This window comes from Kitasatospora sp. NPDC058444 (assembly GCF_042721415.1).
Classification (GTDB): domain Bacteria; phylum Actinomycetota; class Actinomycetes; order Streptomycetales; family Streptomycetaceae; genus Kitasatospora.
In genome coordinates, this window is the sequence record NZ_JBHXLL010000038.1 from 22055 (window position 1) to 37129 (window position 15075).

11 protein-coding genes are annotated in these 15075 nt (G+C 73.0%); 9 read left to right on the plus strand and 2 right to left on the minus strand.

Features of this window, described 5'->3' with window-relative positions; genetic code table 11:
- Positions 1–38: 38 nt before the first annotated feature.
- From metG to ACFWP2_RS30185, 5 genes are all read left to right on the plus strand, one after another.
- Positions 39–1661 (plus strand): methionine--tRNA ligase, encoded by a 1623-nt coding sequence (gene metG, locus ACFWP2_RS30165; protein ID WP_380457247.1) that lies wholly within the window; start codon positions 39–41, stop codon positions 1659–1661.
- A 1-nt stretch (position 1662) separates the two neighbouring features.
- Positions 1663–2541 carry a TatD family hydrolase gene (locus ACFWP2_RS30170; RefSeq protein WP_380457249.1) on the plus strand — a complete coding sequence of 293 codons (879 nt, stop codon included), beginning with the start codon at positions 1663–1665 and terminating at the stop codon, positions 2539–2541.
- A gap of 69 nt (positions 2542–2610) precedes the next feature.
- Positions 2611–3519 (plus strand): 16S rRNA (adenine(1518)-N(6)/adenine(1519)-N(6))-dimethyltransferase RsmA, encoded by a 909-nt coding sequence (gene rsmA, locus ACFWP2_RS30175; RefSeq protein ID WP_380457251.1) that lies wholly within the window; start codon positions 2611–2613, stop codon positions 3517–3519.
- A complete protein-coding gene (locus ACFWP2_RS30180) occupies positions 3516–4433 on the plus strand; it encodes a 4-(cytidine 5'-diphospho)-2-C-methyl-D-erythritol kinase (protein WP_380457253.1) in 918 nt (305 codons plus the stop codon). The genes rsmA and ACFWP2_RS30180 overlap by 4 nt, the downstream gene beginning before the upstream one ends.
- A gap of 120 nt (positions 4434–4553) precedes the next feature.
- The gene (locus ACFWP2_RS30185) at positions 4554–6401 is read left to right on the plus strand and encodes an ABC-F family ATP-binding cassette domain-containing protein (RefSeq protein WP_380457255.1); all 1848 of its coding nucleotides are present in this window, start codon (positions 4554–4556) and stop codon (positions 6399–6401) included.
- 85 nt (positions 6402–6486) lie between these two features.
- Here ACFWP2_RS30185 and ACFWP2_RS30190 read toward each other — a convergent pair whose 3' ends face one another.
- Entirely contained in the window at positions 6487–8469 is a 1983-nt protein-coding gene (locus ACFWP2_RS30190; RefSeq protein WP_380457257.1) for an FUSC family protein, read from the minus strand.
- Positions 8470–9035: 566 nt separating this feature from the next.
- Here ACFWP2_RS30190 and ACFWP2_RS30195 point away from each other — a divergent pair.
- From ACFWP2_RS30195 to ACFWP2_RS30210, 4 genes are all read left to right on the plus strand, one after another.
- Positions 9036–9560 (plus strand): hypothetical protein, encoded by a 525-nt coding sequence (locus ACFWP2_RS30195; RefSeq protein WP_380457259.1) that lies wholly within the window; start codon positions 9036–9038, stop codon positions 9558–9560.
- Positions 9561–9603: 43 nt separating this feature from the next.
- A complete protein-coding gene (locus tag ACFWP2_RS30200; protein WP_380457261.1) occupies positions 9604–11241 on the plus strand; it encodes a hypothetical protein in 1638 nt (545 codons plus the stop codon).
- Positions 11242–11372: 131 nt separating this feature from the next.
- Positions 11373–12725 carry a S8 family serine peptidase gene (locus tag ACFWP2_RS30205; RefSeq protein WP_380457263.1) on the plus strand — a complete coding sequence of 451 codons (1353 nt, stop codon included), beginning with the start codon at positions 11373–11375 and terminating at the stop codon, positions 12723–12725.
- 152 nt (positions 12726–12877) lie between these two features.
- Entirely contained in the window at positions 12878–14272 is a 1395-nt protein-coding gene (locus tag ACFWP2_RS30210; protein ID WP_380457265.1) for an MFS transporter, read from the plus strand.
- A gap of 40 nt (positions 14273–14312) precedes the next feature.
- Here the strand turns inward: ACFWP2_RS30210 and ACFWP2_RS30215 are convergent, their stop codons facing one another.
- On the minus strand, positions 14313–14909 hold the full coding sequence (locus ACFWP2_RS30215; protein WP_380457267.1) for a flavodoxin family protein: 597 nt from the start codon (positions 14907–14909) through the stop codon (positions 14313–14315).
- Positions 14910–15075 lie beyond the last annotated feature (166 nt).

Below are 15075 nucleotides of genomic sequence, written 5' to 3' on the forward strand. Positions count from 1 at the left end.
TCGAGGGCGGTCCGCGCGCCCGACTAAGCTTTCCGACCATGGCGGCCACTGCAGACCACAGCACCACCGGGGCGAGCGCCCCGGCGTACTACGTTTCCACCCCGATCTACTACGTCAACGATCGCCCGCACCTGGGCCACGCGTACACCACCGTGGCGGGCGACGTCCTCACCCGCTGGCACCGCCAGCGCGGCGAGAAGGTCTGGTACCTGACCGGTACCGACGAGCACGGCCAGAAGATCATGCGGACCGCCGAGGCGAACGGCGTCAGCCCGCAGGAGTGGTGCGACAAGCTGGTCGAAGAGGCCTGGAAGCCGCTCTGGGAGCACCTGGAGATCGCCAACGACGACTTCATCCGCACCACCGAGGAGCGGCACACCGCCCGGGTGCAGGAGTTCGTCCAGGACCTGTTCGACAAGGGCGAGATCTACAAGGGCGGCTACTCCGGCCCGTACTGCGTCGGCTGCGAGGAGTTCAAGCTCCCGTCCGAGCTGCTCGACGGCGCGACCGCCGACGAGAAGCTCTGCTCCGTGCACAAGCGGCCGGTCGAGTGGCTGGAGGAGGAGAACTACTTCTTCCGCCTCTCCGCCTACGGCCCGAAGCTGCTGGAGTTCTACGCGGCCAACCCGGACTTCATCCAGCCCGCCTCGGCCCGCAACGAGGTGCTGCGCTTCGTCGAGCAGGACCTCAAGGACCTCTCGATCTCCCGCTCCACCTTCGACTGGGGCGTCCCGCTGCCCTGGGACGAGAAGCACGTCCTCTACGTGTGGGTGGACGCGCTGCAGAACTACATCACCGCGGCCGGCTACGGCAGCGACCCGGAGCGCTTCGCCGAGCTCTGGCCCGCCTCGGTCCACCTGGTCGGCAAGGACATCCTCCGCTTCCACGCCGTCATCTGGCCCGCCATGCTGATGGCCGCCGGGCTGCCGCTGCCCAAGCGGGTCGTCGCCAACGGCTGGCTGATGGTCGGCGGCGAGAAGATGTCCAAGTCCAACCTGACCGGCATCGCGCCCACCGACCTGACCTCGCACTTCGGCGTGGACGCGTACCGCTACTACTTCCTGCGGGCGATCCCGTTCGGCACCGACGGCTCGTTCTCCTGGGAGGACTTCACCGCCCGGTACACCTCCGAGCTCGCCAACGACTTCGGCAACCTGGCCTCCCGGGTCGCCGCGATGGTCGGCAAGTACTACGACGGGGTGCTGCCCGCCGCCACCGCCGCCGGTGACGCCGAGCAGGCCGTCGCGGACGGGCTGACCAGGGCCGTCGAGACGGCCGACCGGAAGATCGGCGAGGAGCTGGACTTCGCCGGCGGCATCGCGGCGATCTTCGAGTTCGTCAAGCAGGTCAACGGGTACCTCACCGAGCAGGAGCCCTGGAAGGTCGCCAAGGACGACTCCGAGGAGGGCCGGGCCCGCCTCGCGACCATCCTCTACACCGCCGCCGAGTCGCTGCGCGCCACCGCCGTCCTGCTCAACCCGGTGATGCCGTCCACCGCCGAGAAGCTGTGGACCTCGCTGGGCGCCGAGGCCGCCGGGCTGGGCGCGCTGTCCGCGCAGACCGTCGCCACCGTGGCCGACTGGGGCCGGCTGCCCGCCGGTGCCACCGTCACCAAGGGCGAGATCCTCTTCCCGCGCCTCGAAGAGAAGCCGACCGCCTGACATGGCCGCCAAGGACGACGCCCGGTCGACCCCGCCGCCGCTGCCGGAACCCCTGGCCGTGGCGGTGGCCGACTCGCACACCCACCTCGACATGCAGTCCGGCACCCCGGCCGAGGGCCTCGCGAAGGCCGCCTCGGTCGGAGTGACCACGGTGGTCCAGGTGGGCTGCGACGTGCCCGGCTCGCGCTGGGCCGCCGAACTGGCGGGCCGGTACGAGCAGGTGCACGCGGCCGTCGCCCTGCACCCCAACGAGGCGCCGCGGATCTTCCTCGGCGACGCGGACGGCTGGTCCGGGCAGCAGCGGAAGGCCGGCGGCGCCGCCGCGCTGGACGAGGCGCTCGCCGAGATCGACCGGCTCGCCGCCCTGCCGCAGGTCGTGGCGGTCGGCGAGACCGGCCTGGACTACTTCCGCACCGGCCCGGAGGGCGTGGAGATCCAGAAGGAGTCGTTCCGCCGCCACATCGAGATGGCCAAGCGGCACGGCAAGGCCCTGGTCATCCACGACCGGGACGCCCACGAGGACGTCATCGCCGTCCTGCTGGCGGAGGGCGCCCCGGAGCGGACGGTCTTCCACTGCTACTCCGGCGACGCGGAGATGGCCAAGACCTGCGCCGAGCACGGCTGGTACCTCTCCTTCGCCGGCCCGGTCACCTTCAAGGCCAACCAGCCGCTGCGCGACGCCCTGCTCGCCACCCCGCCGGACCGGATCCTGGTCGAGACCGACGCCCCGTTCCTCACCCCGCACCCCTACCGCGGCCGCCCCAACGCCCCGTACCTCATCCCGGTCACGGTGCGCTCGATGGCCGCCACCCTGGGACTGCACGAGGACGAGCTGTCCACGGCCATCGCGGCCAACACCGCGCGGGCCTTCGGCTACTGAGCCGGTGATCGGGGCCCCGTCCGGATCGCCGCGTCCGGACGGCGCCCCCCGCGCCCGTATCCTTGGCGCGTGAGCACCACCGACCCCACCCCTGACAACCGCCCCCAGCCTCCGGCCGGGGGGACCCCCCTGCTGGGCGGCGCCGACATCCGGGAGCTGGCGGCCGCGTTCGGCGTGAAGCCGACCAAGCAGCGCGGGCAGAACTTCGTCATCGACGGCAACACCGTGCGGCGGATCGTCCGGGCCGCCGAGGTGACGGAGCAGGACGCGGTGGTGGAGGTCGGGCCCGGGCTCGGCTCGCTCACCCTGGCGCTGCTGGAGGTGGCGCGGCACGTGACCGCGGTCGAGATCGACCCGGTGCTGGCGCGGCACCTGCCGGACACCGTCGCGGCCCGGATGCCCGGCAAGGCGGACTCCTTCGACCTGGTGTTCAGCGACGCCATGGAGGTCACCGAGCTGCCCGGGCCCGCGCCCACCGCGCTGGTCGCCAACCTCCCGTACAACGTCGCCGTGCCCGTCCTGCTGCACATGCTGGCCACCTTCCCCAGCATCGAGCGCACCCTGGTGATGGTGCAGAGCGAGGTCGCCGACCGGCTCGCCGCCAAGCCCGGCAACAAGGTCTACGGCGTCCCCTCGGTCAAGGCCAACTGGTACGCCGACGTGAAGCGGGCCGGCGCCATCGGACGGAACGTGTTCTGGCCCGCCCCCAACGTCGACTCCGGGCTGGTCTCGCTGATCCGCCGCGAGCCGCCGAAGACCACGGCCAGCCGCGAGGAGGTGTTCGCGGTGGTCGACGCCGCGTTCGCCCAGCGGCGCAAGACCCTGCGCGCCGCGCTGGCCGGCTGGGCGGGCTCCGCCGCCGGAGCCGAGCAGGCGCTCGCGGCCGCCGGCATCGACCACAAGCTGCGCGGCGAGATGCTCACGGTGGAGCAGTTCGCCGCGATCGCCGAGCACAAGCCCGCCGAGGACGCCACGTGATCACCGTACGGGTACCGGCCAAGGTCAACGTCCAGCTGGGAGTCGGCGGGCTGCGCCCCGACGGCTTCCACGACCTGGCCAACGTCTTCTTCGCGGTCGCCCTCGGGGACGAGGTCACCGCCACCCCCGGAGAGGGCGTGACGCTCAGCTGCTCCGGCCCCGACGCCGCCGCCGTCCCGCTGGACGACAGCAACCTCGCCGCCCGCGCCGCCCGGCTGCTCGCCGCCCACCACGGCATCGCCGACCCGGGCGTCCACCTCCACATCGCCAAGGCCATCCCGGTGGCCGGCGGCATGGCCGGCGGCAGCGCCGACGGCGCGGCGGCGCTGGTCGCCTGCGACGCGCTCTGGCAGCTGGACACCCCGCTGCCGGTGCTGCTGGAACTGGCCGCCGAACTCGGCTCCGACGTGCCGTTCGCCCTGCTCGGCGGCGTCGCGCTGGGCCGCGGCCGGGGCGAGATCCTGGAACCGCTGGCCGCCGAGGGCACCTTCCACTGGGTCTTCGCGGTCGCCGAGGGCGGCCTGTCCACCCCCGCCGTGTTCCGCGAGTGCGACCGCCTGCGCGAGGAAGCCGGCACCGGCTCCAGCGACACCGACGTCCCCACCCCGGACGCCGACCCGGCGCTGCTCGCCGCCCTCGCCGACGGCGACGCCGTCGCCCTGGCCACCGCGCTCGCCAACGACCTCCAGCCCGCCGCGCTCTCCCTGCGCCCCGCACTCGCCGCCACCCTGCGGGCCGGCACCGAGGCGGGCGCCCTCGGGGCCCTGGTCTCCGGCTCCGGGCCGACCTGCGCCTTCCTGGTCAAGGACGCCGAGGCCGCCGCCGCGGTGGCCGAGGCGCTGCGGGCCTCCGGCACCTGCCGGACCGCGCACGCCACCCACGGACCGGTGCCGGGGGCGTCCCCGGTGCACTGACGCGGTGAGGGCGCTGCGGCGGGCCCATTAGGCTGGGGAGATCGGGGTGTCCCGAGAGGGGCGCGCGGCCGTCGAACGGCAGGCCGCCCCGCGACCGCCGAACCCAGGAGCGCAGCACACGTGGCCGTCAACCTCGCCACCATCGAGTCCGTCACGAAGGTCTACGGCACCCGCGCCCTGCTGGACGCGGTCAGCCTGGGCGTCAGCGAGGGCGACCGGATCGGCGTCGTCGGCCGCAACGGCGACGGCAAGACCACCCTGATCCGGATGCTCGCCAAGCTGGAGGAGCCCGACGGCGGGCGGATCACCCACGCCGGCGGCGTCCAGATGGCCGTCCTCACCCAGCACGACTCGCTCGACCCGAAGGCCACCATCCGGCACGAGGTGATCGCCGACCGGGCCGACCACGAATGGCTCGGCGACGCCCGCATCCGCGACATCATCGAGGGCCTGTTCGGCGGCCTCGACCTGCCCGGCTTCGCCGATGGCCTGGACACCGTCATCGGCCCGCTCTCCGGCGGCGAGCGCCGCCGGATCGCGCTCGCCAAGCTGCTGCTCGGCTCGCCCGACCTGATCGTCCTCGACGAGCCCACCAACCACCTCGACGTCGAGGGCATCAACTGGCTCGCCGAGCACCTCCAGAAGCGCCGCTCCGCACTCGTCTGCGTCACCCACGACCGCTGGTTCCTCGACCAGGTCTGCACCCGGATGTGGGACGTCCAGAACGGCGAGGTGCACGAGTACGAGGGCGGCTACTCCGACTACGTCTTCGCCCGCGCCGAGCGCTCCCGGATCGAGGCCGTCGAGGAGCAGAAGCGCCAGAACATGGCCCGCAAGGAGCTGGCCTGGCTGCGCCGCGGCGCCCCCGCCCGCACCTCCAAGCCGCGCTACCGGATCGAGGCCGCCAACGCCCTGATCGCCGACGTGCCGGAGCCGCGCGACAAGTCCGAGCTGATGAACTTCGCCAACGCGCGGCTCGGGAAGACGGTCTTCGAGCTGGAGGGCGTGACCGTCAAGGCCGGCCCCAAGCTGCTGCTGGAGAACCTCACCTGGCAGCTCGGCCCCGGCGACCGGATCGGCCTGCTCGGCGTCAACGGCGCCGGCAAGACCTCGCTGCTGCGCGCGCTGCGCGACGCGTACGCGAGCGAGGGCGACGTGCAGCCGGCGTCGGGCGTCATCAAGGTCGGCAAGACCGTGCGGCTGGCCTACCTGTCGCAGGAGGTCGCCGAGCTGGACCCGGCGACCCGGGTGCTCCAGGCCGTCGAGCAGGTCCGCTCGCGGGTCGACCTCGGCAAGGGCCGGGAGATGAGCGCCGGCCAGCTCTGCGAGCAGTTCGGCTTCGGCAAGGACAAGCAGTGGACGCCGGTCGGTGACCTGTCCGGCGGCGAGCGGCGCCGGCTCCAGCTGCTGCGGCTCCTGATGGACGAGCCCAACGTGCTGTTCCTGGACGAGCCCACCAACGACCTCGACATCGAGACGCTCAACCAGCTGGAGGACCTGCTCGACGGCTGGCCCGGTTCGATGATCGTCATCAGCCACGACCGCTTCTTCATCGAGCGCACCACGGACACCGTCCACGCGCTGCTCGGCGACAAGAAGATGCGGATGCTGCCGAACGGCGTGGACGAGTACCTGGAGCGCCGGGCCAGGATGGCCGCCGCGACCGCTGCGGCGTCCTCCGTCTCCTCCTCCGCTCCGACGGGCTCGGCGGACTCGGCCGGCTCCGGTGGTGAGGCCGGTGCCCCCGCGCTGTCCGGCGGGGACCTGCGGGCGGCGAAGAAGGAGATGCAGAAGCTGGAGCGGCAGATCGCCAAGCTGGACCAGAAGGAGTCCAAGCTGCACGCTCAACTCGCCGAGCACGCCGCCGACTTCTCCAAGGTCGCGGAGCTGGACGCGCAGCTGCGCGGCGTCCGGGACGAGAAGGAGGAGCTGGAGATGAGCTGGCTGGAGCTGGCCGAGCAGGTCTGAGCGGGGTTCCTCGGCGGGGGAGTTCGTCGGGGGTGCTCGGGGGTGCTCGGGCCGGGTCACTCGGGCCGGGGCATTCGGGGCCCGGTCACTCGCCTGGACGGTCGCGGAGGAGCGTTTCGAGCTCCTCCGCCGCACGGCCGAGCGCACTGCGCGTCGGGTCGTGCGGGGCGGTCGGACGGGCCGCCGGGGTCGTCGGCGGGCGGTGCGCCCGGGCGGCGGCGGTCAGCTCGTCCAGCGCGTGCCGCACCCGGCCCACCTCGGCCGGGTCCGGCACCCGCCCGCCGTACCGGATCTGCGCCGCGAAGGCCGCCACCGCGCCGCCCAGCCGCTCCAGCGCCGCCGTCGCCGGCAGCCACCGCTCGGCCGGCCGACCGGCGGGCGGCGGCTCCGTCAGGCCCTGCTGGACCTCCCGGCGGGCGTCCGCCAGGGACCGGTAGGCGGTGCGGCGCAGCCACACCTGGGCGTCCCCGGTGACGGTGTCCCCGGGGGCGGCTTCCTTTCCGGCCGTGCCCTTTCCGGCCGTGTCCTCGACGCCGGCGTCCTCGACGACGGCGTCGAGGTAGGCCCGCAGCGCCGTCGCCGCCTCGACCAGCCTGGGCTCGATCCGGTGCCGCGGGCGCTCCGGCCACAGCAGGTAGCCGAAGAGCAGGACGATCGCACTGGCCAGCACGGTGTCCAGGACCCGGGGCCAGAACTCGGCCGCGCCGCTCTGCCCGCCGAGCTGGAGCAGGACCAGCGCCATCGGCGTCATCACCACGGTGTTCAGCCCGTAGTGCGCCGCCGTCGCGTACGGGAGCAGGGCCACGCAGCCGGCGGCCATCGCGGTCAGCGCCCACTCGCCGGTGGCGGCCATGAGCAGCGCCGCGGTCACGGCCACCCCGAGCACCGTGCCGACCGAGCGGCTCACCGCGCGCAGGAACACCGAGCCGAGGTCCGGCTTGAGCACGAAGGCGATCGTCATCGGCACCCAGTAGCTCTTGCTGAGCGGGTAGTTGGCGGTGACCGCCGAGCCGACCGCGATGCACAGCGCGACGCGCAGCCCGTACCGGACCGAACCCCGGGACAGCAGCCGCGCCCGCAGCCGCCAGGGGTCCGGCGGCGGTGCCGGGGCGGTGCCGAGCCGGGTGTCGCGGCCGGCCACGGTGTCGGCGGCGGCGCGCAGCGCCACGTCCAGGGCCTGCCGGGAAGGGGTGTCGGGCCGCCAGTCCGGGACGGCGACCTCGCCGCCACCCCGCCGCACGGCGGCCGCCAGCCGGTTCGGCACCTCGGCCACCTCCGGCGGAACCGGACGGCGGGCCCACACCAGACCGGTCGCCGCCTCGGTGGCGGCGAGGGCGGCCTCGTACATCCGGCCGCGGCGGTCCGGCGCGCTCCGCCGGTCCGGCGCGCTCCGGTGGTTCGTGCCGAGCAGGTCCTGGAGCTGGTTCAGACGGGCCGTCAGCACCTGACGCGAGGCCCCCGCCCGCGGCCCGCCCAGGTCCGCCAGGGTGCGGCCGAGCGCTTCGTACGCGGCGGCCAGCGCCCGGTTGCGCGGATCCGCGGCGGGCCGGTTCGGCGCACCCGCCGGCAGCCCGAGCAGCACCACGAACGCCGCCCCGACCAGCAGCATCGGCGCCGCCGCCCACCACGGCCGCGGCAACGGCATCCCGCTGCCCAGCGCGGCCGACACCAGCAGCAGCATCCCGGCCGCCGAACCGCGCGGACCCGTCGCGCTCAACGCACCGGAGGCGAACGCGGTCAGCGTCAGCGCGACCCCCAGGACGAGGCCGTCCACGTCGGCGTGCTGGAGCGCGGTACCGATCAGCATCCCGACCGCCGAGGCGAGGACCGCCGTCCCGATCCGGACCGCCCGCAGCCCGCCCGGCTCGACCCGGTCGTTCATCGTCGCGTGCATCGCCCCGAGCCCGGCGAACACCCCCAGATCCAGCCGGCCCACCAGCAGCCCCACTGTCAACGGCACCGCCATGCCCACCGCCGCCCGCACCATCAGCGCCACCGGCACCGGCGGCCGCGCGGGCCGCGCGGCACGGGCCCACCAGGGCGAAGGAGAGACGTCGGAAGGGCTCACGCGGTCACGTCCGTTCTGCGGCCTTGGGTCGCTGCTGTGCGACATTGCGCGGCAGATGGGGCGTACCGGGTCAGTCTACCCAGCGCCACCGCGGCGGCCCGTACGTGTCAAGTTCGTACCGATCGCGTACGGGCGGGCCAAGGTCCCTGCCGGGCCGACAGAGGTGGTGGCTACGATGACGGAGGTGGAAACCGTCCACAGGGCGGTCGGCACGCCGACCAGGACGGTACGACCCAGAAGTTGACGGTGTGTTGCGGCACGCGGCCGCCCGGGACGCCCGGGCACGGCCGGGCCGTACGGGGGAGAGGTGAACTGCTGTGGCAGGCAATGGTGCAACGAGTTCGGGGACTCCGACTCCTTCGGTGAGTCCGTCGCCCAGTCCTTCTCCGACGCCCTCGGCGAGTCCCACGCCGAGTCCGTCGGCGAATCCTTCGCCCAGCCCTTCCGCGAGCCCGGCCCCGAGCCCTTCGGCGAGCCCGGCACCCGGTCCGTCGTCCAGCCCCGCGCCCAGCGCGTCGGGTGCCGACCCGAACGGTCAGGCGCCCGCGAACGACTCGACTCCGTACATGCTGGACCACAAGCTTCCCTGGCCACTGGGCGGGTTCAACGTCGCTCCCATCGTCAGCACCCTGCAGACGAACGGAAGCGCCGGCGACCTGGTCGCGGCGTTCGGCAAGCAGAACGTCGAGATCGAGTTGCAGACTCTGAAGACGTTCGCGGGGAAGGTCGAGGCACTTCTCGCCGCGATGGAGGGCTCGGCGGCCGCGCCGTACAAGCTTGAGGAACAGAAGGTCACCCAGGGCAGCTTCGTCAACGGCGCGGACGCCGGGAAGTTCCCGGAGGCGGTGGCTCTGAACAGCGCCTACGGCAAGGTGCACGACCAGCTCGTCAAGCTCCACAAGGACTTCGTGGCCCAGATCGAGGCGATGACGACGGCGGTCGCGAAGACGGCCAGCTCGTACGACAGCAATGAGAACCAGGCGGCGGCCGCTCAGAACGCGGTGGCGAGCTCGTACGGGGCCAATCAGAACGGGACACCGCCGGTGGGATCGAGCGGGACGGCACCGAAGTCCAAGGACTTGAACCTCTGACCGCGGTGCCGGGAGAGACCTACGGGGAGACGGGGAGCGAATCATGCCAGGAACGACAGACTTCGACAGCATCGACCATGCGGTACTCAAGGGAATGGTCGACGGCGCGAAGCCGGCAGAGGTGCTGAAGCGCGCAGGTCAGCTCCAGGACGCCGGCCGCGTCCTGTCGGAGCTCAGCAAGGCTCTTCAGGCACACCTGGGCCAGGTCAGCTGGGAAGGACCGGCGGCCGAGAACTTCAAGACCTGGGTCGGAAACCTCTACAAGTCCGCGGCGATCATCGCTCAGCACTCCACGACCGCGGGCAGTGCGATGACCCAGGCCGGTGAGGCGCTCAGCACCGCCAGGGCTGCCGTGCCGCCGCTCCCTCAGACGGAGATCGACGCGGTCGCCAAGCACAACTCGCAGACGGTGTACATCCCACCGGCCGCGGCGCAGAACATCGTCGGCCAGTCGGTCGACTCGTACATGGCTTCCGTCGACAAGAACTGGGTGACCGCGGACGCGGCCAAGCAGGCCAAGGCGAAGATCGAGAAGGAACGTCAGGAAGCCATTCTCCAGCTGGAGAAGCTGGCGCAGGCGTACAGCGCGGCGACGACGACGCTGAACGGGCTCGACGACAACGTCGCACTGCCGGGGACGCCAGGCGGCGGAAACGACCGCGACAGCAAGACGACGTATCCGGTCGGTGGCGGAAGCGGCGGCGGCCAAGGGGGCTCGGTTCGTAGTCCTCGTACGGGCGTCGGAAGCGTCGGTGGCGGCTCCAACCCGTCCGGAGACGGGAACTACGGCGGCGGAAAGGTCCTGCCCCGCGACCCGGGTGCGGGCGGCCCCGGCCCGTCCAACCCGGGCAACACCACGCCCCCGCCGCACGGTGGTGGCGGCCAGCTGCCGCCCGCGCCGCAGGACCCGGGCACCTCGATCCCGCCGTCCTACCCGTCGGACCCGGTGAACCGGCCGGGCACCGATCTCAACAGCCTGCCGCCCGCGCCGACCCTGCCCACCCAGACCGGCCCGTACGGCCCGGGCGGCGGGCAACTGCCCACGGACGGACCGACCACCCTCCCCGGCTACCCGAACGGGCCGAGTGGCCCGGGCGGCCCGGGCGGCGGCCCCGGCATCCCCAGTGGCGGCCCGGTCACGGGCTTCCCCTCGGGACCGGGCGGCGGCACCGTCCCGACCAAGGGCGGCGGCCAGATCCAGCCGCGCACCAGCACGTTCGGCGGCGGCCCGGCGCAGGGGAAGGGCAGCACCCCGGGTCTGCCCAGCGGGACGGTCTTCGGCGCCCGCGAGGCGGGGCCGGGTGGCGGCCGGGTCGGTGGGCCCGGCGGCGCGGGCGGCATGCACCCCGGTATGGGCGGTGCCCATGGTGGCGCGGTCGGCGCCGGCGGCGGTTCGCGCGGCCGGGGCCTGTCCTCGACCACCGGCGGGACGGTCGGAGGCCGCAAGGGCCCGACGGCCGGCGGGGAGTTCACGCCGGGCGGTACTGGTCTGCGCAACCGCGCGGCAGGGGCGGCCGAGGGCGGTGCCCAGTCCCGGCAGAACGGCATGATGACCCCCGGCGCGGCGGGCCACGGCGGCCGCAACGAGCGCGACCGCCGCAAGCGGGCCGACTACCTGCACGAGGACGAGGAAACCTGGACGAGCGGTACGCCGCACAGCAACCCGGACGTGATTGAGTAGACGGCAACGACTGCCCGGCCACTGGGCCTCCCCAGTGGCCGGGCAGGCTTGTTCGGGGCACGCTTCCCGGTCGACGGAGAGATTGACGAGGAGTTGTGATGGGGCGGACGAACGCGCGAGCGCGTTGGCGAGTGCTTGCCACCGCAGTCCTGGCTGCGGGGGCCCTGGTCGGGTCGGCCGCAGCGCCGGCACTTGCTGACGGTTCGATCCGTGCCAACCAATGGCATCTGGATGCCATGCACGCCCCGGACATGTGGAAGACCACGAAGGGCGAGGGCATCACCGTTGCGGTGATCGACGGAGGCTTCAAGCTCGACCATCCGGACCTGGCAGGGCAGTTCCTGCCGGGTAAGGATTTCAGCGGCAGTTCCGGTGGCGTCGGGCTCGATGTTGGCGGTCATGGGACTCAGATGGCCAGTCTCATCGCGGGGACTGGGAAGGGCCAAGGGGGAGCTGGGGCGTACGGACTGGCGCCTGGGGTGAAAATCCTGCCGCTGAAGATCGCCAACGGCTCCGAGGGCTCCTCGATCTCGGCGGACTTCCTCAGTCAGATTGGCCAGGCCGTCGACTACGCGGTGAGCCAAGGCGCCAAGGTCATCAATATCTCCCAGGGTATGGCCGCGGTGCGGACTTCTCCCGTTGATGTCGCCAAGCTGAACCAGATCCTCGCAAGTGCGAGGGCCAAGGGGGCACTGGTGGTCTCCAGCGTGGGAAATTCCGCACAAGACGGGAATCTTGTGGAGTATCCGGGCGCTCTGCCGAATGTCGTCGGCGTCGGGGCTATCAACCGGTCCGGCACCGTGACTGCGGAGTCCCAGACGGGGCCGCAGGTCGCACTGGTGGGACCGGGTGACGAAATGGTGGAGGCCTGCACCTCCGAGACCGGGTACTGCAAGAGTCACGGGACGTCCGACGCGGCTGCTCTGGTCTCCGCGTCGGCGGCATTGATCTGGTCGGTCCACAAGGACTGGACGGCGAATCAGGTCCTGCGGGTTCTCATCAATACGGCGAGCAGGCCGAACGGGGGAACGGTTCGCACGGATGACGCCGGCTGGGGTGCGGTGCGGCCGCGTATTGCGTTGACGGATCCGGGGGATCCCGGTCCGGCGAACGTGTCGCCGCTTCCGGCTGATGCGGCTGTGCCGTCGGCGGCTCCGTCGTCTTCGGCCAGTGTGTCTGCGACTGCGTCGGCGGTGCCGGTTCCGGTCGAGACCCCGACCGGGGTGGCTGCGGGTGCGCCGTCGGCGCGGCCGGAGGCGGAGTCGTCGTCGGGTTCGGGCAGCGCGTTGCCGATCGTGGCCGGTGTGGTGGCCGGGTTGGTGTTGGTGGCGGGTGTGGTGTTCGTGGTGGTGCGGCGTCGGCGGAGGCCGGACGCGCGGCCTGAGGTGGCGCCGGTACCGCAGCAGCCGATGGGGGCGGTGCCGCCGCCTCCGCCGTCGTACCAGCCGCCGGTGCCGCCGGAGGACAATCCGTACGCGAGGTAGCGGTCGTCGCGTGCGCGAGCAGGTGACAGGTGGGAGGGCGCCAGGGGGACCTGGCGCCCTCGTGCGTGTCGGGGCGCGGGGGTTGGGGGTGTGCGCCGTGGTCACTCGGGTGGCGGCTGGTGGGGTGGGGCGGGGGTGGTGAGGGTGGTGGTATGGATGCGGAGGGTGCGGGTCGGGTCGGGCAGGTGCGGCGGGCGGCGGCTGCGGCGCTGATCGGGACGGCGATCGAGTTCTACGACTTCTTCATTTACGGGACGGCGGCCGCGTTGGTGTTCGGGCCGGTGTTCTTTCCCGGCTTGGGCGCGGTGGGGGCGTTGTTGGCGGCGTTCTCGGTGTACGCGGTGGCGTTCCTGGCCCGGCCGGTGGGGGCGGTGGTGTTCGGGCACTTCGGGGACCGGGTGGGGCGGCGGGCGACGCTGGTGGTGTCGCTGCTGTTGATGGGGCTGGCGACGGCGGGGGTGGGGCTGCTGCCGGGGTTCGGGGCGTGGGGGTGGTGGGCGCCGGCGGTGCTGGTGGTGCTGCGGGTGTGTCAGGGCGTCGGGTTGGGCGGGGAGTGGGGCGGGGCGGCGCTGCTGATCGCGGAGAACGCGCCGGTGGGGCGGCGGGGGCGGTACGGGGGGTTTCTGCAGCTGGGGCCGACGATCGGGTTCGTGCTGGCGAACGGGGTGTTCCTGGTGCTGCAACTCGGCCTGGACGACGGGGCGTTCCGGGCGTGGGGGTGGCGGGTGCCGTTCCTGGCCTCGTTCGTCATGGTCGCGGTGGGGCTGTTCGTCCGGCTGCGGGTCGAGGAGTCGCCGCTGTTCCGGGCGGGGGTGCGGCGGGAGCGGCTGCCGGTGCTGGAGGTGCTGCGCGGGCACTGGCGCCCGGTGTTGGCGGGGAGCGGTGCGATCACGGTGGGGTACGCGCTGTTCTACCTGACCACGACGTACGCGCTGGCGTACGCGACCGCCGGGCTCGGGGTGGCGAGCACGCTGGTGCTGTCGATGCTGCTGGTCGGCGCGGTGGGGATGGCCGCGACGGTGTGGCTGAGCGCCTCGCGCAGTGACCGGTGGGGGCGGCGGCGGACGCTGGGGTGGGCGACGGGTCTGGCGGCGGTCTGGTCGCTGGTGCTGTTCCCGCTGTTGGAGACGGTGAGCCGGCCGCTGATGTTCGTGGCGTTGGCGGGGGCGATGGTGGTGCTGGGCGGCATGTTCGGGCCGTTGGCGGCGTTCCTGCCGGAGTTGTTCCCGACCCGGGTGCGCTACACGGGTGCGGCGCTGACGTACAACCTGGGCGGGGTGGTCGGCGGGGCGACGACGCCGCTGGTGGCGACCCGGCTGACCGGGACGTACGGGACGGCGCAGCCGGTGGGCTGGTACCTGGCGGTGCTGGGGGTGCTGGCCCTGGGGTGTCTGCGGTTGCTGCCGGAGAACACCGGTGCGGAACTCGGGGCGGAACTCGGTGCTGTGGACGGCTCGGTGGACGCGTCGGGGGGTGGGCCGGGGGAGGGGCCGGCGGACGGCGAACGCCGCCGGGCGCCCCGGTTGGGGGCGGATCCGGCGGCGTAGGCGGCGCAGGCGGGGTGCGCGGCCGCAGGGGCGCGCGGGCTCAGCCGGCCAGGGCGGCGCGGCCGGCCAGCACGACGGTGGTGTGCCGGGCGACGCGCTCGCCGAGGTGTTCGGCGGTGGCGATGTCGGCCTTGTGGACGGCCTCCGCGCCGGCGTCGGACGGGGACGAGGCGGCGGCGCCGTTGAAGAAGCCGAGCCGGTTGAGGTCGTTCTCGGAGGCGGTGGTGGCGTTCCAGCCGGGCTTGAGGCCGAGGTTGACCCAGTGCATGCCGTGCTGGGCGGCGAGGGTCTGGAAGAAGGCGAGGGTGCTCGCCTTGTCGCCGCTCTTGGACGCGGAGTTGGTGAAGCCGGCCGCGACCTTGTCCTTCCAGGCGTCGGTGAACCAGCGCTTGCTGGTGGCCTCGGCGAAGACGTGGAAGGCGCCGGAGGCGGTGCCCATGTAGGTGGGGGAGCCGAAGACGATCGCGTCGGCGGCGTCCAGCTGCGCCCACTGCTCCTCGGTGATGGTGTCGACGGCGATCTGGACGACCTCGGCACCTGCGGCGGCGGCGCCGCGGGCGACGGCCTCGGCGATCACGGCGGTGTGGCCGTAGCCGGAGTGGTAGGCGAGGGCGACGGTCGGACGGATGGCGGTCATGCGGCACTCCAGGGGCGGGCGCGGGCCGGGGTAGTCGGCGGGGGTGTGGGGACGGGACGGGGGCAGGGTGCACCGCGGTGGTCCGCGGCCCCGGCCTCGTCGGTCTCTAATATAGACCAGGTCTCTATTGGTTACCAAGGGTGGATTGGAGACCTCGGCGACTACC